The 20,732-nt window shown below is 72.0% G+C and carries 17 protein-coding genes; 12 read left to right on the forward strand and 5 right to left on the reverse strand.

The window, feature by feature from the left end; genetic code table 11:
- Window positions 1-267: 267 nt before the first annotated feature.
- From ACIBK9_RS41205 to ACIBK9_RS41230, 6 genes are read left to right on the forward strand one after another with little or no spacing between them, the layout of a single operon-like run.
- On the forward strand, window positions 268-1,545 hold the full coding sequence (locus tag ACIBK9_RS41205) for an extracellular solute-binding protein (protein WP_397164324.1): 1,278 nt from the start codon (window positions 268-270) through the stop codon (window positions 1,543-1,545).
- A gap of 1 nt (window position 1,546) precedes the next feature.
- Window positions 1,547-3,115, forward strand: coding sequence for an ABC transporter permease subunit (locus ACIBK9_RS41210; protein WP_397164326.1), 1,569 nt, complete (start codon window positions 1,547-1,549; stop codon window positions 3,113-3,115).
- Window positions 3,112-3,951 carry a sugar ABC transporter permease gene (locus tag ACIBK9_RS41215; RefSeq protein WP_358292982.1) on the forward strand — a complete coding sequence of 280 codons (840 nt, stop codon included), beginning with the start codon at window positions 3,112-3,114 and terminating at the stop codon, window positions 3,949-3,951. The genes ACIBK9_RS41210 and ACIBK9_RS41215 overlap by 4 nt, the downstream gene beginning before the upstream one ends.
- Before the next feature lie 5 nt (window positions 3,952-3,956).
- Window positions 3,957-5,741 (forward strand): glycoside hydrolase family 13 protein, encoded by a 1,785-nt coding sequence (locus ACIBK9_RS41220; protein ID WP_397164327.1) that lies wholly within the window; start codon window positions 3,957-3,959, stop codon window positions 5,739-5,741.
- Between the two features lie 58 nt (window positions 5,742-5,799).
- Complete coding sequence (locus tag ACIBK9_RS41225) at window positions 5,800-7,050, forward strand: right-handed parallel beta-helix repeat-containing protein (protein ID WP_397164329.1); 1,251 nt, start codon at window positions 5,800-5,802, stop codon at window positions 7,048-7,050.
- 18 nt (window positions 7,051-7,068) lie between these two features.
- Window positions 7,069-7,365: a hypothetical protein gene (locus tag ACIBK9_RS41230; RefSeq protein WP_357969202.1), complete on the forward strand. Its 297-nt coding sequence runs from the start codon at window positions 7,069-7,071 to the stop codon at window positions 7,363-7,365.
- A gap of 3 nt (window positions 7,366-7,368) precedes the next feature.
- Here the strand turns inward: ACIBK9_RS41230 and ACIBK9_RS41235 are convergent, their stop codons facing one another.
- A complete protein-coding gene (locus ACIBK9_RS41235; protein ID WP_358292972.1) occupies window positions 7,369-8,529 on the reverse strand; it encodes a thiolase family protein in 1,161 nt (386 codons plus the stop codon).
- 70 nt (window positions 8,530-8,599) lie between these two features.
- On the reverse strand, window positions 8,600-9,157 hold the full coding sequence (locus ACIBK9_RS41240) for a WHG domain-containing protein (RefSeq protein WP_364333682.1): 558 nt from the start codon (window positions 9,155-9,157) through the stop codon (window positions 8,600-8,602).
- A 54-nt stretch (window positions 9,158-9,211) separates the two neighbouring features.
- Here ACIBK9_RS41240 and ACIBK9_RS41245 point away from each other — a divergent pair, with 54 nt between their 5' ends.
- The 3 genes from ACIBK9_RS41245 (at window position 9,212) to ACIBK9_RS41255 (ending at window position 14,441) form a co-directional block, all read left to right on the forward strand.
- The gene (locus ACIBK9_RS41245) at window positions 9,212-12,346 is read left to right on the forward strand and encodes a bifunctional cytochrome P450/NADPH--P450 reductase (RefSeq protein WP_397164331.1); all 3,135 of its coding nucleotides are present in this window, start codon (window positions 9,212-9,214) and stop codon (window positions 12,344-12,346) included.
- A gap of 253 nt (window positions 12,347-12,599) precedes the next feature.
- A complete protein-coding gene (locus tag ACIBK9_RS41250) occupies window positions 12,600-13,235 on the forward strand; it encodes an amino acid-binding protein (RefSeq protein WP_397164333.1) in 636 nt (211 codons plus the stop codon).
- 42 nt (window positions 13,236-13,277) lie between these two features.
- Window positions 13,278-14,441 (forward strand): acyl-CoA dehydrogenase family protein, encoded by a 1,164-nt coding sequence (locus ACIBK9_RS41255; protein ID WP_352351655.1) that lies wholly within the window; start codon window positions 13,278-13,280, stop codon window positions 14,439-14,441.
- Here the strand turns inward: ACIBK9_RS41255 and ACIBK9_RS41260 are convergent, their stop codons facing one another.
- Window positions 14,442-14,798, reverse strand: coding sequence for a metalloregulator ArsR/SmtB family transcription factor (locus ACIBK9_RS41260; RefSeq protein ID WP_357969218.1), 357 nt, complete (start codon window positions 14,796-14,798; stop codon window positions 14,442-14,444).
- 51 nt (window positions 14,799-14,849) lie between these two features.
- Here ACIBK9_RS41260 and ACIBK9_RS41265 point away from each other — a divergent pair, with 51 nt between their 5' ends.
- The 3 genes from ACIBK9_RS41265 to ACIBK9_RS41275 all read left to right on the forward strand — a co-directional run bounded on the left by ACIBK9_RS41265 (window position 14,850) and on the right by ACIBK9_RS41275 (window position 18,599).
- A complete protein-coding gene (locus tag ACIBK9_RS41265) occupies window positions 14,850-15,944 on the forward strand; it encodes a cation diffusion facilitator family transporter (protein WP_397164335.1) in 1,095 nt (364 codons plus the stop codon).
- Window positions 15,945-15,968: 24 nt separating this feature from the next.
- Entirely contained in the window at window positions 15,969-17,231 is a 1,263-nt protein-coding gene (locus ACIBK9_RS41270; protein WP_397164336.1) for an acyltransferase family protein, read from the forward strand.
- A 186-nt stretch (window positions 17,232-17,417) separates the two neighbouring features.
- Window positions 17,418-18,599, forward strand: a complete 1,182-nt coding sequence (locus ACIBK9_RS41275; RefSeq protein ID WP_397164338.1) for a hypothetical protein — start codon at window positions 17,418-17,420, stop codon at window positions 18,597-18,599.
- On the opposite strand, the gene ACIBK9_RS41280 is transcribed toward ACIBK9_RS41275, so the two are convergent.
- Window positions 18,596-19,219 carry an FMN-dependent NADH-azoreductase gene (locus tag ACIBK9_RS41280; RefSeq protein WP_397164339.1) on the reverse strand — a complete coding sequence of 208 codons (624 nt, stop codon included), beginning with the start codon at window positions 19,217-19,219 and terminating at the stop codon, window positions 18,596-18,598. The genes ACIBK9_RS41275 and ACIBK9_RS41280 overlap by 4 nt on opposite strands.
- 212 nt (window positions 19,220-19,431) lie before the next feature.
- Window positions 19,432-20,715, reverse strand: coding sequence for an ABC transporter ATP-binding protein (locus ACIBK9_RS41285; RefSeq protein WP_397164340.1), 1,284 nt, complete (start codon window positions 20,713-20,715; stop codon window positions 19,432-19,434).
- Between the last annotated feature and the right edge of the window lie 17 nt (window positions 20,716-20,732).

The raw sequence follows: 20,732 nt of genomic DNA on the forward strand, positions 1-20,732 counted from the left end.
GGTGCAGGATGTCGCGCGTTCTTGCGACAGGTCAAGTGCAAGTTTCGGAAAGTTGCAGATTCCCCGTACGCCCGTTATCGGAGGTGCGGCGAGGTCAGCGGGTCGTGGGTCGGATGTGGTTCCGGTAACGCTCTTTCGCAAGTTCTTCCAATTCTTGCAAAGAGCCGCTAACGTCCCGGAAACGTAAGCCGTGAACAGCGGCGGAAAACGATCTTCGGCGGCGGCGCACGCAGGCGTCGCCGCTCCTCCATGACCTCGGGAGGTCTCATGCGTGTTCGGGTCCTGGGAGTGGCAGCCCTCTCCACCCTCGCGTTCGCCGCCACGGCTTGCGGTGACTCCGGCTCGACCGCCCCGTCGGCGCAGCCCAGCGGCTCGGCCTCGGCCTCGGCTCCGGCCTCCGCGGCGGGCGGCACGCTGGTCATCTGGGCCGACCCGAGCCGGGTCAAGCCGCTCAAGCCCTTCGCCGACCAGTTCGGCACCGAGAACGGCGTGACCGTCGAGGTGAAGGAGATCAGTAAGGACAACCAGATGACCTTCCTGACCGCCTCCCAGCAGGGCAGCGGCCCGGACATCATGATCGGCGCGCACGACTGGATCGGCAACCTCGTCCAGAACGGCGCCATCGACCCCGTCACGCTGACCGACGAGCAGAAGGCGGCCTTCTCGGAGATCGCCATGAAGGCGGTCACCTTCAACGGCCAGGTGTACGGCGCCCCGTACGCGGTGGAGAACATCGCCCTGATCCGCAACACCAAGCTCGCCCCCGACGCCCCCGCCACGCTCGACGAGATGATCGACAAGGGCAAGGAGCTGAAGAAGGCCGGCAAGGTCAAGGAAGTGCTCTGCCTGCCCGTCGGCGTCAAGGGCGACGCCTTCCACGCCTACCCGCTGTTCGCCTCCGCGGGCGGCGCGCTGTTCGGCCAGACCGCCTCCGGCGACCCCGACCCCAAGCAGGTGCTGCTCGGCTCCGAGGGCTCGGTCAAGGCGTTCGGCAAGCTGAAGGAGCTCGGCGAGAAGGGTGACGGCGCGCTCAAGACGTCGGTCACCAACGAGAACTACATCGTCAACTTCGCCGCCGGCAAGTGCGCCTACCTGATCTCCGGCCCGTGGGCCATGAGCGAGGTCAAGAAGGGCGGCGTCTCCTACGACATCACGCCCGTCCCGGCGTTCAAGGACGGCAAGCCGGCCACGCCGTTCGTCGGCGTCCAGTCGTTCTTCGTGGCGGCCAAGGGCAAGAGCAAGGCCCTGGCCCAGGAGTTCGTCGCCAACTACGTCACCAACAAGGACGTCGCCAAGGCCCTGTACGAGGCCGACCCGCGACCCCCGGCGCTGACCGCCGCCCTCCAGGAGGTCCAGGCCGCCGACCCCGACGCCGCCAAGTTCATGGACGCCGGCAAGAGCGGCATGCCGATGCCCGCCATCCCCGAGATGGCCGCGATCTGGGAGCCGTTCGGCATCGCGGAGACCGCCGTGGTCAAGGGCGGCGACGCCGCCAAGGCCGCCGCGGCCGCGCAGAAGGCCATCGACGGCGCGCTCAAGAACTGACATGGCCCAGGACGTGCACGAGGCCGTGGGGACCACCGCGTCCCCGCGGCCTCGCCGGGAGCTCACCACGGCGTTCGTGGTGAGCAGGATCGCGGTGCTGGCCGTGGCCGCGGCGATCCTGCTCTACGCCGTGCCGCCGCTGGTCGCCGCGGAGTCGTGGGTCTCGCTCACGCTGCTGGGGCTGGCCGCCGCGGCCATCTCCTACCTGTACCTGACCCGCCGCTTCATCCCGGCCAAGTACCTCGTCCCCGGCACCGTCTTCCTGATCGCCTTCCAGGTGCTGCCCGTGCTCTACACGGTGACCACGGCGTTCACGAACTTCGGCGACGGGCACCGCGGCGACAAGGCCGACGCGGTCACCGCCATCGAGACCGGCTCGGTGCGCCAGGCCCCCGGCTCGCCCGAGTACGGCCTGACCGCCGCCCTGCGCGGCGACGAGCTGGTGTTCCTGCTGGTCGACCCCACGACCAAGCAGGTCCGGCTGGGCACCGCCGAAGGGCTGACCCCGCTCGCCGGCGCCCAGGTCGGCCTCACCGGCAAGGTCCTGACGGCCCCCGGCGTGACCGTGCTGAAGGCGCCCGAGGCGGCCGCCCGCGGCCAGGAGATCTCGGCGCTGTCCGTGCCGACGCCGGGCGGCGCGATCAAGGCCAACGGCCTCAGCCGGGCCGTGGAGGGCAAGGCGGCGCTGGTCTACGACGCCGCCTGCGACTGCGTCAAGGGCAACGGCGACACCTGGACGGCCGACGAGGCCCAGGGCTACTTCGTCAACGCCGAGGGCGAGCACCTGGCACAGGGCTGGCAGGCGAACGTCGGCCTGGACAACTTCGCCCGGGTTCTGACCAACCCCACCATCTCCGGCTACTTCGTCGGCGTGCTGGGCTGGAACCTGGTGTTCGCGCTGGCCTCCGTGGCCGGCACGTTCGGGCTCGGCATGGCCGTGGCGCTGGCGCTGCACCACCCGCGCATGCGCGGCACGAAGATCTACCGGATCGCGCTGATCCTGCCGTACGCGATGCCGGCCTTCGCCATGCTGCTGGTCTGGCGGGACATGTTCAACCGCGACTTCGGCCTGATCAACCAGTTCTTCGGGCTGAGCGTCGACTGGCTCGGCGAGCCCGTCACCGCCCGCTTCGCGGTCATCCTGGTCAACCTGTGGCTCGGCTTCCCGTACATGTTCCTGGTCACCACCGGCGCGCTCCAGGCGATCCCGCGCGAGCTGACCGAGGCGGCCTCCATCGACGGCGCCACGCCGTGGAAGGCGTTCCGCCGGGTGACGCTGCCGCTGCTGCTGGTCGCGCTGACGCCGCTGCTGATCTCGTCGTTCGCGTTCAACTTCAACAACTTCAACGCCATCGCGCTCACCACCGACGGCGGGCCGTTCCCGGCCGAGAGCCCGCAGGTGGGGGCCACCGACCTGCTGATCACCTACACCTTCCGGCTGGCGTTCGGCGCGGGCGGGGCGCAGTTCGGGTTCGCGGCGGCGATCTCGGTGTTCATCTTCGCGATCGTGGCGGTCATCTCGGCCGTGGCCTTCCGCCGTACCCGCAAGCAGGAGGAGGTCTACGCATGAGGATCGCGCTCAGGCACGTGTTCGTGCTGGCGGTGTGCGCGTTCGCGCTGTTCCCGATCCTGTTCGTGGTCTCGGCCGCGATCAACCCCATGGGCACGCTGGCCTCCACCGACCTGCTGCCGTCGGGGGCGAGCCTGAACAACTTCGCCAACCTGCTCACCTCCGACGACTATCCGTTCGGCCGGTGGTTCTTCAACTCGGTGTTCATCGCGCTGGTCTCGTCGTTCGCGAGCCTGCTGCTGTCGATGCTGGCCGCCTACGCCTTCAGCCGCATGCGCTTCACCGGCCGCCGGGTCGGGCTGCTGGCGCTGCTGCTCATCCAGATGTTCCCGCAGTTCCTGGCCATCGTGACGATCTTCATGATCTTCACCAGGGTGACCGAGCTGTACCCGGCGTTCGGCTTCAACACCGTCTGGGGCCTGCTGCTGCTCTACCTGGGCGGCGCGCTCGGCGTGAACACCTGGCTGATGAAGGGCTTCCTCGACACCGTGCCCAAGGAGCTCGACGAGGCCGCCACCGTGGACGGCGCCACCCACGCGCAGATCTTCTGGCGGATCATCATGCCGCTGGTCACGCCGATCCTGGCGGTCACCGCGCTGCTGGCCTTCATCGGCATCATGAGCGAGTTCCTCATGGCCAACGTGTTCCTGCGCGACCCCGAGAGCAAGACCCTGGCCGTCGGCATGTACGGCATGATCGCCGGCGACCACCGCAACGCCAACTTCGGCATGTTCGCCGCCGCGACGTTGCTCACCGCCGTACCCACGGTGAGCGTGTTCCTATGGCTGCAGAAGTACATCGTCTCCGGCCTGACGGCCGGGGCTGTCAAGGGATAGGTCCATTGCGTCATGTCGGCGAGCCGCACCACGACGGCTCAGCTCTCTACGTCTCCAGCCGGGAACCGGCGCTCGGCTCGCGGGTGACCCTCTGGCTGCGCGCCCCGCGCGCCGCCAGGATCACCGGCGTGCACGTGCGCACCGTCTACGACGGCGAGCCCCGCTACGCCGAGGCCCGCGTCGACGACTCCAGGACCGGCACGCCGGTCGCCGGCTACGGCGCGGACGACGTGTGGTGGCAGGCGGAGATCACCGCCGTCAACCCGGTCACCCCGTACCGCTTCCTGCTGCACACCCGCCGCGGCCAGCTGTGGCTGACCGCGGCCGGCCCGGTCGCCCACGACGTGACCGACGCGAGCGACTTCCGCCTGGTCTGCCACCAGGCGCCGCCCTCGTGGATGTCGGACGCGATCGTCTACCAGATCTTCCCCGACCGCTTCGACCGCTCCGGCCCGATGCCGGACCTGCCCGACTGGGCGCTGCCGCGCGACTGGGACCGCGACCCGGTGATCCCCAGCGGCCCCGGCACCGCCCAGCAGTTCTACGGCGGCGACCTCGACGGCATCACCCGGCGCCTGGACCACATCCAGGGGCTCGGCGCCGACACCGTCTACCTGACGCCGATCTTCCCGGCCCGCTCCAACCACCGCTACGACGCCGCGAGCTTCGAGCACGTCGACCCGCTGCTCGGCGGCGACGAGGCCCTGCACCGGCTGTCCGGCGCGCTGCACGCCCGCGGCATGCGCCTGCTCGGCGACATCACCACCAACCACTGCGGCGACGCCCACGAATGGTTCACCGCCGCCGTCTCCGACGTCAACGCCCTCGAACGGGAGATGTTCTACTTCGACCCCGACACCGGCGACTACGAGTCGTGGTGGGGCGTCAAGTCGCTGCCCAAGCTCAACTGGGGCAGCGAGCTGGTGCGCTCCAGCATGCGCGCGGTGCTGAAGAAGTGGCTCGGCCCGCTGGACGGCTGGCGCGTGGACGTCGCCAACATGACCGCCAGGCTCGGCGCCGACGACCGCAACCACGAGGTCGCCGCCATGCTGCGCCGGCAGCTCGGCCCCGAGGCCGCCTTCATCGCCGAGCACAACCACGACGCCTCGCTCGACCTCGACCGCGACGGCTGGCACGGCACCATGAACTACGGCGGCTTCACCCGTCCGGTCTGGGCCTGGCTGCGCGGCCCCGACCTGGACCTGCCGCACTTCCTCGGCGTGCCGGGCGGCGTGCCCGAGCGCGACGGCACCGACACCCTGGCCACGTTCAGGTCCTTCGCCTCGCACATGTCCTGGCGCTCGCTCACGCACTCCTGGCAGCTCCTGGACTCCCACGACTCGCCGCGCATCCGCACGGTGACCGGCTCGCGCGAACGCCACCTGCTGGCCCTCGGCCTGCAGGCCACGCTGCCCGGCACGCCCATGGTCTTCGCCGGCAGCGAGTTCGGCCTGACCGGGATCAACGGGGAGCACTCGCGCACCCCCATGCCCTGGAACCGGCCGCACGACCAGGACCTGGCGACCCTGTCGGCCTACCGCGAGCTGCTCGGGCTGCGCCGCGCCGAGCCCGCGCTGCGTCACGGAGGGTTGCGCTGGCTGCACTCCGACGCCGACTGCCTGGTCTTCGCGCGCGAGACGTTCGAGGAGTCGCTGCTGGTGGCCGTCCGCCGGGCGCCCGGTGCCGCGCTGCCCATCGGGACGCAGGCCCAGGGCGTCCACAATGCCCAGGACGGAGACATGATCCCGGGGGACGGTCCTTCGGTGAGTGTGTGGCGCATCACACGCTGATCACGCTACGGTATGGCCTGGCCCCGTACCGTCTTCAACTGGATAGTGGTGTGCCCGCATGAGGTTGCTCTCCGTAGCCGTCGCAGCTTCGCTCCTTACCGCCGTACCGACCGCCGCGGAAGCCAGGGCGGCCACCACCTACTACGTCGACTCCAGGGCCGGTGACGACTCCGCCGCCGGCACCAGCCCCGACAAGCCGTGGAAGTCGCTGGAGAAGGTCGGCTCCGCCGAGCTCAAGCCGGGCGACATCGTCAGCTTCAAGCGCGGCGGCAGCTTCACCGGCCCGCTCCGGCTCACCGCCAGCGGCACCGCGGCCCGGCCCATCGTCATCCGCTCCCACGGCACCGGGGCCCTGCCCCGCATCAGCGGTGAGGAGCGCGACTGCGTGGTCGTCAAGGGCGCCTACTGGCAGATCAGCGGCCTGCGCGCCACCGGCTGCCGGTTCGCCGGGTTCCAGCTCGCCGGCCACCACATCGAGCTGACCGGCGTCGCGGCCGACGGCAACGTCGCGGGCGTGTGGGTCACGCCGTCCGGGTCGCACAACACCGTCCGCGACAGCACGCTCACCGGCAACAACCGCATGAGCGTCGACGACGAGGGCGGCGACAACGACTCCGGCGCCTTCGGCGTGCTGCTCAACGGCGACGACAACCTGGTGACCCGCAACACCATCACCGGCAGCTACGCCAAGAGCCACGACTACGGCACCGACGGCGCCGCCGTCGAGATCTTCAACGGCGACCGCAACCGCATCACCTACAACCACGCGCGCGACAACGAGACCTTCACCGAGCTCGGCGCCCAGAAGGGCAAGACCGCCACCGGCAACGTCTTCGCCTTCAACGTCGTCACCTCCGGCCGCAGCCGCGGCTCCTTCCTCATCACCCGCGGGCCCGGCCACGTCGTGGGCCCGGTGAAGGGCACGATCGCCGTGCACAACTCGGTCTACCTGCCGGCCAAGGACACCATCGGCTGGTCCTGCCACGACGGCTGCGGCCCCTCCATCCTCAGGCTGCGCAACAACGTGATCGCGGTCGGCGGCGAGGCGGGCTGGGCCGACGGCAAGGGCGTCGACGACGGCGGCAGCGTCTACTACGGCCGCAAGCTCACCTTCAAGCTGGGGCCGAAGTCGGTCAGGGCCGACCCGCTGTTCGTCTCCCGCACCGACCTGCGCCTGCGTCCTGGCTCCCCGGCGCTGGGCCGCGGCCTGCCGCTGTCGCCCACCTGGTACGGCGGCGCCGCCCTCGGCAAGGACATGCTGGGCCGGCCGCTGTCCGGGTCGCCGGACGCCGGGGCCTACCAGCGGTAGCGGTGTAACCTACGGGGCATGGTCCCGGATCTTCGCCTGCCGCTGGTCAAGCAGCTCGCCGAGGCCGACGTGCCCCACCGCTTCTGGCACACCGCCGGCCCCGGCGGGCGCGTCTGGCTGTTCGAGAGCGTCGAGGGCGACGGCGAACACTGGGCGATCAGGCAGATCGAGGTCGACACCGACCGCGTCGCCCACCGCTACTGGTGGGGCCGGCTCCAGGACGATCGCGGCTTCCTCACCGACCAGCCGCTGGAGATCTGGGAGCTGACCGAGATCACCCAGGCGGCGTTCGAGGCCGTCTGGGCCGCCGCCTGAGCCTCAGCCGGCGTTCTCCAGCACGAGCGCGTTGGCCAGGCCGCCCGCCTCGCACATGGTCTGCAGGGCGTAGCGGGCGCCGCGCGTGCGCATGGCGTGCACCAGCGTGGTCGTGATGCGGGCGCCGCTGGCGCCGAGCGGATGGCCGAGGGCGATGGCGCCGCCGTTGACGTTGACCTTCGCCGGGTCGGCCCCCGTCTCCTGCAACCAGGCCAGCACGACGCTGGCGAAGGCCTCGTTCACCTCGAACAGGTCGATGTCGGACAGCGCGAGCCCGGCGCGGCGCAGCACCTTCTCCGTGGCCGGGATCACGCCGGTGAGCATGAGCAGCGGGTCGGAGCCGGTGACGGCGAAGCTGTGCAGCCGGGCCAGCGGCCGCAGGCCGAGCCGCGCGGCGGTCTCGGAGCTGGTGATCAGGACGGCCGCCGCGCCGTCGTTGATCGGGCTGGCGTTGCCCGCGGTGACCGACCAGCTGATCTGCGGGAAACGCTCGGCGTAGCCGGGGTCGGCGTAGGCGGGCCGCAGCCCGGCCAGGATCTCGGGCGTGGTGGCGGGCCGGATCGACTCGTCGCGGTCCAGGCCGGCGATCGGGGCGAGCTCGGCGCCGAAGTCCGCGGCGGCGGCCTTGGCGTGGGAGGCGGCGGCGAAGACGTCCATCTGCTCGCGGCTCAGCGACCACTTGGCGGCGATCAGCTCGGCGCTGACGCCCTGCGGGACCAGCCCGCCGGGGAAGCGCGCGGCCACCGAGGGCCCGAACGGGTCGGCGCCCGGCGGCACGTTCGACCACATGGGCACCCGGCTCATCGACTCCACGCCGCAGGCCACGACCAGGTCGTACGCGCCGGACATGACGCCCTGCGCGGCGAAGTGCACGGCCTGCTGGGACGAGCCGCACTGCCGGTCGACCGTGACCGCGGGCACCGAGTCGGGGAAGCCGGCGGCCAGCCAGGCGTAGCGGGTGGTGTTCATGGCCTGCTCGCCCACCTGGTCGACGCAGCCGCCGATCACGTCGTCGACCAGCGACGGGTCCACGCCGCTGCGCTCGATCAGGGCGCGCAGGGCGTGGGCGAGCAGGTCGACGGGGTGCGTCCCGTGCAGCCCGCCGCCGGGTTTGCCCTTGCCGATCGGGGTGCGTACGGCTTGCACGATGACGGCGTCGCGCATCGCGGCCTCCTGTCCGTTGGAAAGTCCAACTCACTCTAACGCGAGAGGGTTGGACTTTCCAACGCAGGCGTCACCGGGCGGCCAGGCCGTTGATGATCATGTGCAGGGCGACGTCGAAGCTGCGCTCGACCTCCTCGGGCTCGCCGCTCAGGTGTCCCCGCGTCTCGGCGAAGACGAACCCCGAGACGAACGCGTGCAGCACCTCGCTCGTCCGCCGCAGCTCCTCCTCGGGCACCCCGGAGGCGCGCAGGATGCGGTAGAGCGCCTGCCACAGCGGCAGCCGCCGGTCCTCGCTGAACTCGGGATGGTTGTGCAGGTAGTTCCACATGGCCGGATGTTGCCGGGCGTGCCGGTGGTAGGCCAGGGCCAGGGCGCGGAGCTGGTCCTGCCACGGGGTGCCGTCGTCGGGCGGCAGCGGCAGCCGGACGCTGACCGTCTCGCAGATGCGGGCCAGCAGCGCCTCCTTGCTCGCGACGTGGTGGTAGACCGACATGGGGTTGACGTCGAGCTCGGCGGCCAGTTTCCGCATCGACAACCCCTCGACGCCGGCCTCGTCGATCAGGCGAAGCGCCGTGGAACAGATCTCGTCAAGACTCAGGGGAGCTCCCCTGCGCGCGCTCACTGCCATACAGCGTATGGTAGCGTCAGCCATACGGTGTATGGCTACCCGAAGGGAGCACTCATGAGGCGTATCCCCGCCCCGCAGGGCCTGCCGATCCTGGGCAACACGCTGCAGATCCCGGCCCACTCGCCGGTGGAGCACTTCGTCAAGGTCGCCGAGCGGTACGAGGAGGGCATCTTCCGGCTGGAGGTCGCCGGCCGCACGATCGTGCTGGTCTACGACCCCGACCTGGTCGCGGAGGTGTGCGACGAGAGCAGGTTCGTCAAGCGCATCAAGCCGCCGCTGTCGATCGTGCGCGACTTCGGCGGCGACGGCCTGTTCACCGCCGAGCCGCACGAGCCGGTGTGGGGGCAGGCGCACCGCATCCTGCTGCCCGCCTTCAGCCAGCGCTCGATGAAGGCGTACTACCCGCAGATGCTGGAGGTCGCCGAGCAGCTCGTCGCCTCGTGGGCCGGCCGCCAGGGGCAGGACCTGCCCGTGGCCGACGACATGACCCGGCTCACGCTGGACACGATCTCGCTGACCGGCTTCGGCTTCCGGTTCGACTCCTTCGCCTCGCCCGAGCTGCACCCGTTCCTGAAGGCCATGGGCGGCGCGCTGACCGAGGCGATGCTGCGCAACCAGCAGCTCCCGTTCGTCACCAAGCTGAAGCGCGGCCACGAGGACGCCTACCGCCGCGACATCGAGACCATGCGCGCCCTGGTGGACGACGTGATCAAGCAGCGCCGCGCCGAGGGCGTCGGCGACGCCAAGGACCTGCTCGGCCTCATGCTGGCGGCCGCCGACCCGCAGACCGGCGGCCGCCTGTCCGACGAGAACATCCGCAACCAGGTGCTCACCTTCCTGATCGCCGGGCACGAGACCACCAGCGGCCTGCTCTCCTTCGCCCTGTACAACCTGCTGCGCGACCCCCACACCCTGGCCAGGGCCTACGACGAGGTCGACCGCCTGCTGCCCGGCGACGAGCCGCCCAGCTACGAGACGATCATGAAGCTCGACGTCATCCCCCGGATCCTGGAGGAGACGCTGCGGATCTGGTCGCCGATCCCCGCCTTCGCCGTCAGCGCCGTCGAGGCCACCACCATCGGCGGGTACGAGATCGAGGCCGACCAGAGCGTCGCCGTGCTGCTGCCGTCGCTGCACCGCCACCCCAAGGCGTGGGAGCGGCCGGCGGAGTTCGACATTGACCGCTGGCTGCCGGAGCACAAGAAGGCCCACCACCCGGCGGCGTACAAGCCGTTCGGCAACGGCGAGCGGGCCTGCATCGGCCGCCAGTTCGCGCTGACCGAGGCCCGGCTCGCCCTGGCCATGATCCTGCGCCGCTTCGCCGTCTCCGACCCCGACGCCTACCGGATGAAGATCAAGCAGACGCTGACCATCAAGCCCGACGGGTTCACCCTGCGGGTGCGCGAGCGCCGCGCCCACGAACGCACCGCCCCCGCCGCCGGCGTCCAGGCCGCCGGTGAGGGGGAGCGGCACGACCTCGCGGTCACCGGAGTGCCGCTCACCGTCGCCTACGGCTCCAACCTGGGCACAGCCGCCGACATCGCCGAGCGGCTGGCCGAGCGGGCCGGTCGGTCCGGCTTCGCCACCACCCTGACCACCCTGGACGACCTGACGCCGCCGTCGCAGGGCCTGCTCGTCGTGGTCGCCTCCTCCTACAACGGCAAGGCGCCCGACAACGCCCAGCGCTTCGACGCCCTGGAGGAGCTGCCCGACCTGTCGGGCGTGCGTCTGGCGGTGCTCGGCTGCGGCAACTCCCAGTGGCCGACGTACCAGGACTTCCCGCGCCGGGCCGGCGAGAAGCTGACCGCCGCCGGGGCGGTGCCGCTCGTCGAGCGCGGCGAGGCCGACGCCGACGGCGACTTCGACGGCGACGTCTCGGCGTGGACGGCCCGGCTGTGGGCGGCGCTGGCCGACGAGTACAGCGCCCCGGCGGGCGCGGCCGGGCCGCGCTACGAGATGGAGGTGCTCGGCGAGAGCGAGGTCAGGCCGGCCGTCGTGTCCGAGCGGGCCGTGCCGATGACCGTCGTGTCCAACGAGGAGCTGACCGGCGACCCCACCGGGCTGTGGGACTTCTCGGCCGAGGCCCCGAGGCCCGGCGTGCGCTCCATCGTGGCCCGCCTGCCCGAGGGCGTCACCTACACGGCGGGCGACCACGTCGCCGTCTTCGCCAAGAACGACCCCGAGCTGGTCGAGTGGGCCCTGCGCTGCCTGCGGGTGCCGCGCGAGCAGGTGGTGCGGCTGCGTGCCGCCGGCGCCACCCACCTGCCCGTGGACACGCCGGTGACGGCCGGCCTGCTGCTGACCGAGTTCGCCGAGCTGCAGGAGGTGGCCACCAGGGCCGACCTGGAGGCCCTGGCCGCGCACACCGGCTGCCCCTGGACGCGCGGCCAGCTCGCCGAGCTGACCGCGAACTACGCCGACGAGATCCTGGCCAAGCGGGTCTCGCCGCTGGCTCTGCTGGAGCGCTTCCCGGCCGTCGAACTGCCGCTGCCGGTGTTCCTGGAGATGGCCGGGCCGATCCGGCCGCGCTACTACTCGGTGTCCTCCTCGCCACTGGCCGGCCCCGACCTGGTGCGGCTCACCGTCGGGCTGGTCGAGGGGCCCGCCTGGTCCGGCAGCGGCACCTACCAGGGCATGTGCTCGGCGTACCTGGCCGGGCTGCGGCCCGGTGAGGTGTTCTACGGGTACGTACGCGTGCCCGCGCCGCCGTTCCGGCTGCCCGCCGATCCGGCCACCCCGGTGATCCTGGTCGGCCCCGGCACGGGCTTCGCGCCGCTGCGCGGCTTCCTGGAGGAGCGGGCGCTGAGCGGGGCGGGCGGCCGGGCCGAGGTGTTCACCGGCTGCCGCCACCCCGACCACGACTGGCTGTACCGGGACGAGGTGACCGCCTGGGCCGCCCGCGCGGAGGTGAACGTGCACACCGCGTTCTCGGCCGTGGCCGGGCATCCGTACCGGTACGTCCAGGACGCCGTGGCCGATCACGCCGAGGAGCTGTGGGAGCTGCTGGAGCAGGGCGCGTACGTGTACGTCTGCGGCGACGGCCTGCGCATGGCCCCGGCGGTGCGCCAGGCGCTGCTGGACGTCCACCGGCGGCACACCGGCGAGGGCGGAGAAGGCGGCGAGGACGGCGCGGCCTGGCTGGCCGCCCTGGAGGCGGACGGCCGCTACCAGCAGGACGTGTTCGCCTGATCCCCGCCTGATCCTCGCGTGATCCCCTGCCTGATCCCCGCCCGATCCCCACGTGCGGGGATCGGTCTGCCTGATCCTTGAACGATCCTTGGTCGTTTTTGGGAAAACACCTGCTCAAACCGCCACCCAGGTTCGACAATCCGGACTTAGCGCCGGATCCTGGGATATAAGCGCAGCATGCGCGACATATCCGTGGAACATATGCGAAACCTGTCCACGGCACTGTGAGAGCCTCTGGGAAAGGGGGCGGCCAATGCTGCTGCGACTGAGGGTGTCCCTGCCGGACCGGCCGGGCGGCCTTGGCCAGGTCGCGAAGGCGCTGGGGACGCTCGGCGCCGACATCCTGCAGGTCACCGTGCTGGAACGGGAGACCGGCCGGGCGGTGGACGACTTCATCGTGTCCTGGCCGGGCCCGATCAGCGCGACGGAGGTCTGCGAGCGGCTGTCGGCGACGCCGGGCGTACGCGTCGAGGGCGTCTGGCCCACCCGCGACGTGCCCGGCTCCGCCCCCGACTACGACCTGCTCATGCACGTGGCGACGGAACCGGCGCGCGGCCTGGCCACGCTGGTGGACGCCCTGCCCGCGCTGTGCGGCGCCGAGTGGTCGGTCGCGGTCGAGGACGGAGCCGTCCGGCACGCCTCGATGGCCGCGCCGGAGGTGCTGAACCTGCCCGACCCGCCGCCGCGCGCGATCACGCTGGACTCGGCGGACCTGCGGCTGATGTTGCTGCCCCTCGTCCCGCAGGGCATGCACGTCGTCGTCGCCCGCGCCGGCGGGCCCGTCTTCCATCGGGCCGAGCTGGAACGCGCGGTCCGCATCGTGGACGTCGTCGCCAAGCTGACCGCCCGCGCGCCCGCACGATTGACCGGCCAAACATCAGACGAATAACGTGAGCCTCGACCGTCCCTCCCGCGCAGAGGACCTGAGGCCATGGATTTCGAGCTGACCGACGAGCAGAAGGCCTTCCGCGAGACCCTGCGCGCCTTCGTGGAGAAGGAGATCCTGCCCGTGGCCACCGAGTGGGAGCACTCGGGCCGCTACCCCACCGAGATCGTCGAGAAGATGAAGCAGATGGGGCTGTTCGGGCTGACCGTCCCCGAGGAGTACGGCGGCCTCGGCGCGGACATGGTCTCCTTCGCGCTGGTCTTCGAGGAGATCGCGCGCGGCTGGATGGGCGTGGCCGGCACGATCGGCTCCCACTCGCTGGCCTGCTGGATGATCGCCAGACACGGCACCGACGAGCAGAAACGCCTCCACCTCGCCGACCTGGCCGCGGGCGTCCGGCGTACCGCCATCGCGCTCACCGAGCCCGGCGCCGGCACCGACCTGCAGGGCATCCAGACCCGCGCGGTCCGCGACGGCGACCACTACGTGGTGACCGGCACCAAGACGTGGATCACCAACGCCCGGCACGCCGACCCGCTGCCCGTCCTGGTCAAGACCTCGGTCACCGAGCCCGCCCACAAGGGCATGTCGGTGCTGCTCGTCGATCCGGCCTCGCCCGGCTTCGGCGTCAGCCGCGACCTGCCCAAGCTCGGCTACAAGGGCACCGAGACCTGCGAGGTCGTGCTCGACGAGGTCCGCGTGCCGGTCTCGGCGCTGCTCGGGGGCGTCGAGGGACGCGGCATGCAGCAGGTGCTGGGCGGGCTGGAGATCGGCCGGGTCAACATCGCCGCCCGCGCGGTCGGCGTCGCACAGGCGGCCTACGACGCCGCCCTGGAGTACGCGCGCGAGCGCACCGCGTTCGGGCAGCCCATCGCCGACTTCCAGGCCGTCCAGCTCAAGCTCGCCGACCTGGCCACCGAGATCCAGGCCGCCCGGCTGCTCACGTACTGGGCCGCAGCCCAGGCCGACGGCGGCAAGCGGGTGGACATGGAGGCGGGCATGGCCAAGTACTTCGCCTCCGAGGTGGCGCTGAAGGCCTCGCTGGAGGCGATGCGCATCCACGGCGGCTACGGCTACTCCCAGGAGTTCGTGGTCGAACGGCTCTACCGGGACGCGCCGCTGATGGCGATCGGCGAGGGCACCAACGACGTGCAGCGGCTGGTGATCGCCCGCGCCCTCGTCTCCGGCAAGGGCCGGGTGGGCTGGTAGCTAGTCGTGCCGGGGCAGCCCCGAGACCTCGTGGTCGGCATGGGACAGCGCCTCGGCGATGAGCGCCCGCACGTGCCCGTCGCGGGCGCGGTAGAGCACTCGGCGGCCGTCCCTGCGGGTGTCCACCAGACCGGCCAGCCGGAGCTTGGCCAGGTGCTGCGACACCGACGGGCGCGCCGCGCCGACCGCCTCGGCCAGGGAGTTCACGTCCAGCTCACCGGCTGACAGTTCCCACATCAGCCGGAGCCGGGTGGCGTCGCTGAGCATGCGGAAGGCGTCCACGGCGGCGTTGACCTGGGCGGGAGTGGGTTGCTCCTGCGAGTGGTCCGCACCTGAGACGTTGTCGCGTGCGTACATGACTACATATCCTGGTCGGAGCGGACGAGACGCGCAAGCGAAGGGGTGCTCATGTCTGACTCCGATACCCATCCGCACGGTCATGGTCACGGCCACGGTCACGGGCATGGCCACGGTCACGGGCATGGCCACGGGCACGGGCCGGGGGAGCGGCGGGGGCTCAGGGCGCTGGCCGCCAAGGCCGCGCACGTGTTAACGCCGCACAGCCACGACAGCGCCGCCAGAACCGACAGCGCCCTGGAGTCCAGCAGCCGGGGCATGCGCGTGCTGGCCGTGTCCTTCGCGGTCCTCATGCTCACCGCCGTGGTCCAGGCCGTGATCGTCGTGGCGTCGGGGTCGGTCGCACTGCTCGGCGACACCCTGCACAACCTGGCCGACGCGCTGACCGCCGTCCCGCTGGCCATCGCCTTCTCGCTCGGCCGCCGGGCCGCCACCCGCCGCTTCACCTACGGCTACGGCAGGGCCGAGGACCTCGCGGGCATCGCCATCGTCGTGCTCATCGCCGCCTCGGCCGCGCTCGCCGGGTACGAGGCCGTCCGGCGGCTCGTCGAGCCCCAGGACGTCCGGGCGCTCGGCTGGGTCGCCGCCGCCGCGCTGGCCGGGTTCGTCGGCAACGAGTGGGTGGCGCGCTACCGCATCACCGTGGGCCGCCAGATCGGCTCGGCCGCGCTCGTGGCCGACGGCCTGCACGCCAGGACCGACGGTTTCACCTCCCTGGCCGTGCTCCTCGGCGCGGGCGGCGCGGCGCTCGGCTTCCCGATCGCCGACCCGGTCGTGGGCCTGCTGATCACGGTCGCCATCTGCTTCGTGCTGCGCGACGCCGCCCGCGAGATCTACCACCGCCTCATGGACGCCGTCGACCCCGCCCTGGTGGACGAGGCCGAACGCATCCTGGCCGGCGTCCCCGGCGTCGAGCGCGTCGGCTCGGTGCGCCTGCGCTGGCTCGGCCACGCCCTGCACGCCGAGGTCGAGATCCTGGTCGACCACGCCATGTCGGTCGTGGACGCCCACGCCGTGGCGGTCGAGGCCGAGCACCGCCTGATCCACGACCTGCCGCGCCTGCGCGCCGCCACCGTCCACACCGACCCCTGCGGCCCCGACGGAGCCGACCACCACGCGTCCCTGGCGACCCACCGCATCACCTAGCCCGCTGCGGGTAAGTTGGGGCGGGTGCCGACCGCCGCGACCCCCCACCCGACCACGCCGGGCGCGCCGTCCAGGCTCGCCTGGCTCGACGCCCTGCGCGGCATCGGCGCGCTCGCGGTGGTCGCCGAGCACCTGCTGCCGTGGTTCCTGCCCGCGCTGCGCCCCTACTGGTTCAGCCTCGGCGTCTACGGCATCCTGGTGTTCTTCCTGGTCAGCGGGTACATCATCCCGACCTCGCTGGAACGCCACGGCGACGTGCGGGCCTTCTGGGCCAGCCGCGCCTTCCGCCTCTACCCCCTCTACCTGGCCGTGATCGCGCTGGTGCTGGCCGCCTCCTGGTGGGTGCCGGTGCGCGAGGGCGTGCCGCGCGACGGGAGCGCGGTGGCGGCCCACGCGACCATGCTGCTCGACGTCGTGAGCGTGGGCGGCGTGGCCGACACGATGTGGACGCTGTCGTACGAGATGGTGTTCTACCTGCTGGTCACGGCGCTGTTCCTGATCGGGGCGCACGAGCGCAGCGGGCTGGTGTCCGTCCTGTTCGCCGGGGCGTCCGTGGCGGTGGGTCTGGTGGCGTCGGGGGCGGTGCTGCGGGGCGGATGGCCGGCCTACGTGTCGTGCGCGGTGTTCGCCGCCGGGCTCGCCTGCGTGGTCGGCGGCTGGTTCCGCCGGACCGCGGCGTGCCTGCTCGGGCTGATGGCGCTGGCGTTGCTGCTGCTGAGCAGCCGGGTGCCGTGGCTGGGCGCGGCCGTGGTCGCGGTCATGTTCGCCGGCACGGCGATCCACCGCTGGGAGCGCGGGCGCGGCGGCCTGTGGCCGGTCGCGGTGACGGCGGCGCTGGTCGTCGTGGCTCCGGTGTGGGCGATCGAGAGCGGCTGGTGGTGGGTCGAGGCCGACGTGTGGCTGACCACGATCGCGCTGGCGGCGGCCACCTTCGCGGGCGCGATGGCGCTGCGCGGACGGCGGCTGCCCCCCGTGCTCACCTGGCTCGGGCTGATCAGCTACTCGCTCTACCTGGTGCACCATCCGCTGCTGAAGTACTTCGTGGAGGTCACCGGCGACCTGCGGCGGGCGCCGCTGCCGTACCAGCTCGCGATGGCCGGGCTGGCCCTGGCGCTGATCCTGGCCGTCAGCGCGCTCTCCTACCGTTACGTCGAACGCCCCATGCAGGCGCTGGGCCGGCGGGTCTCCCGGCGGTCCGCCGGCGCGGGCGCCGCGCCCCGCGCGGTCCCCGTCACGGGAGCCTCGGTCGTGGGCGGTCAGGGCGACGGCTCGGGGCACACCGCGTAGGCCGGCACGATCCTCTCGCCGGGCTCGTGCCGCCGGCTCGTGGAGTGCAAGATGGGGGGCGGGTCATCGTCGCGGACCCCGCCGGGCCGTCGCGCGGCCTCCTCGGGGCTCTCGCCGGGCTCGGGGCTGGTCAGGGCGCGTGCCGGGGCCCCGCGGTCACCGGCGGGTGGGGAAGGGGCCGAGGGCATGCCGGGTTCGCTGGTGCTCATGGGGTCGGGGGAGACGAGCCCGACCATGGTCGAGGTCCACCGGGCGGTGGCCCGCGGGCTGCGCGCGGGGGCCCGTGCCGTGCTGCTCGACACGCCCTACGCCTTCCAGGAGAACGCCGCCGACATCTCCGCCCGCGCCCGCCGCTACTTCGCCCGCAGCGTCGGGCTGGAGGTCGAAGCGGCCACCGCGATCACGGGCGCCGACTGGGTGTTCTCCGGGCCGGGCAGCCCTACGTACGCGCTCGACCGGTGGGCCGCCTCCGGCGTGGCCGGCGACCTGCGTGCCCGGGTGCGCTCCCGGCAGGGGGTGACCGTGCTGGCCTCGGCCGCCGCCTGCACCGCGGGCCTGGCCACCGCGCCCGTCTACGAGATCTACAAGGTGGGCGCCGAGCCTCACTGGCGCGAGGGCATCGGCCTGCTGGAGCCGCTGGGCCTGCGGGCCGTGCTGATCCCGCACTTCGACAACGCCGAGGGCGGCACCCACGACACCCGCTACTGCTACCTGGGCGAGCGGCGGCTGTCGCGGATGGAGCGGGAGCTGCCGCCGGAGACCGCCGTCCTGGGGCTCGACGAGCACACGGCGCTGATCATCGACCTGGAGTCGGAGGCGGTGGAGGTGGCCGGGCGCGGCGGCCTGACCGTACGGCGTCCGGGGGCGGTGAGCGTCCTGCCGGCCGGGACCCGGACGAGCCTGGCCGCCGTCCGCGGCCTGGCGGCGGGCGCCATGTCCGGCGCGGTCCCGCCGTTACCGCCCGCCGCCCGCGCCGCCGCGGGGCCCGCCGTCACGCTGGAGGAGACGGTCCGCTCCTGCGAGCGGCTGTTCGAGGACGCGGTCGGCAAGCCGGACCTGGCGGCGGCGGCGCGGCTCGTGCTCGACCTGGAGGCGGAGATCGTCACGTGGGCAGCCGACACCGAGGAGGACGCGGGCGGGGTCGACCAGGCCCGGGAGCTGATGCGGCTGCTGATCGCCCGGCTGGGCGAGGCCGCCGCGACCGCCGGTCTGCGTCCCCTGGTCGAACCCCTGCTCGACCTGCGCGCGCGGCTGCGGGGGGAGGGGCGGTACGAGATCGCGGACGCGCTGCGCGAGGCGATGGCGCGCGGCGGCGTGACCGTGGAGGACACCCCGGCCGGTCCGCGCTGGAGCCCGGCGACGGTCTAGAAGGTCCTGGCGACGCGGCGGGCGTGCTCGTCGGCCTGCTTGCGCTCGGCGTCGTAGGAGCCGGTGAGCGTGGGGTGGTGGCGGATCTCCTGGACGTCGGCGATGCCCGTCCAGCGCAGCCAGTCGCCGAAGAACGTGGACTGGAAGTCGGTGCCGAACTCCGGGCCGAGCCGCGGCCCCCACACCGCGCTGGTGTAGACGACGGCCGCCCGCTTGCCGGTCAGCAGCGCGCGGTACCCCGTCTCCGGGTGCACGTCGAAGATCATCGCGGGCTGGCTGACCACGTCGATGAACTGCTTGAGCTTGTACGGCACGCCCGCGTTCCACATCGGCACGCTGAACAGGTAGCGGTCGTAGGCGTCGAAGCGCTCGAACGTCCTGACCGCCGCGGCCCAGGCCTCGGCCTCCTCGCCCGCGGGGGTGCCGCCGCCGAACACCGTCATCTTGGCGCGGGCGGCGGCGGGGCCGAACTCGGGCAGCGTGCCGTCCCAGAGGTCGAAGCGGTCCACGGTATGGGCGGGGTGGGTGGCGAGGTACTCCTGGACGAACGTCTCGGCGATGGCGGCGGAGATCGATTCCGTGCCGCGGGGTGAGGCGGAGATGTGCAGCAACCTGGACATGGCGAACACCTTTCTGGACCGTGGTCCGTTTAGTGTCGCCAACGATACGGACCGAGGTCCGCTTGGTCAAGGTGCGGCTGTGCCGGGGCATGGCGAAGGCCGGGCCCGCGCGGCACGGTGGGTGCGCCGCGAGTCCGGCGGGGCGTCAGGTCGGTGCGCTCGACGGTGGGGCAGGGTGTCGATCCCGCTGTGCTTTCGAGGCGCGCCAGAGGTCAGCGGCGCGGCGGGTCGATGCGGGCGCCGTCCAAAGTGAAGATCATGAGGCGGGACAGGTCCACCGCGACCTTCGCCGCGTCCCCCGCCCGCCACATCGGCCGGTTGCCCAGCCGGACGATCAGGTCGGAGCGGCGGTGGAAGCCGCTGCCCACGTTCTGGCCGACCTGCTCCTGCTCCTCGTGCTCCGGCGCGCGCTGCGAGAAGAGCCGCCGCACCATCCCGGTCAGCCCGCCCGCGCCGTCGCGCTCGCCGTTGAGGCGGGCGCGCGGGTCCGGCGGCTCGGGCACCGGCATCGCCGGCATGCCGCACTCCAGGTACGCCAGCCACTCGTGCCCGTGGTACTCCAGCGCCCGCACCCGCCCGTAGAAGGACGGCCCGTCGTACGACTCCGGCACCGGGGCCAGCCCGTCGGGGCGCATGCCGACCAGCACCTGCCCGCCCGTGTGCTGAGAGATCGCGTACGCCCTGGGATCGCTCCAGGGCATCGTGAGCCGGTGCGGGCCGAAGTCGAGCATGACGTACTGGTTCTGCGGCGTTCTGACACCGGCCGCCAACAGGTTCAACTGCTGGGAGTTGAGGAAGGCGGCCACGAACGCCGTCGCTGGATCGTTGTAAATCTGGGCCGGAGTGCCGACGTCCTGCAGGACGCCGCGATTCAGGATCGCGATCCGGTCGGCCAGGGTGAGCGCCTCGACCTGGTCGTGCGTGACGTAGATCGTGGTGACCCCGAGCGACCTGACCAGCGCGGAGATCTCCATCCGCAGTTCGGTGCGCATGCCGGCGTCGAGGTTCGACAGCGGCTCGTCCATGAGGAACAGCTTCGGCTGCCGGACGATCGCCCGGCCCATCGCCACGCGCTGTCGCTGGCCGCCCGACAGGGTGCCGGGGCGGCGGTCGAGCGTCTCGTCGATGTGCAGTGCCTTCGACAGCTCGGTGACGCGGTCGCGCACCATCGCCGGGTCCGACTTGGCGATCTCCAGGGGGAAGGCGATGTTCCCGCGCACGGTCCGGTGCGGGTAGAGGGCGCCGTTCTGGAACACCATGGCCACGTCGCGGTCGCGCGGTGGCAGGTGGTTGGCGAGCTGGCCGTCCAGCCAGAGATCGCCTTCCGTGATCTCCTCCAGGCCGGCGATCATCCGCAACAGCGTGGACTTGCCGCAACCGGAAGGACCGAGGAGGACGAGGAACTCGCCATCCTCGGCCTGCAGGCTCAGCCGGTCGACTGCCAGGTAGTCGCCCGGATACACCTTGGTCACTTTGTCGAGAACGACCGAGCTCATGGGCCCACACCTTGCGC

Source organism: Nonomuraea sp. NPDC050227, from assembly GCF_044459705.1.
In the GTDB taxonomy this organism is placed as follows: domain Bacteria; phylum Actinomycetota; class Actinomycetes; order Streptosporangiales; family Streptosporangiaceae; genus Nonomuraea.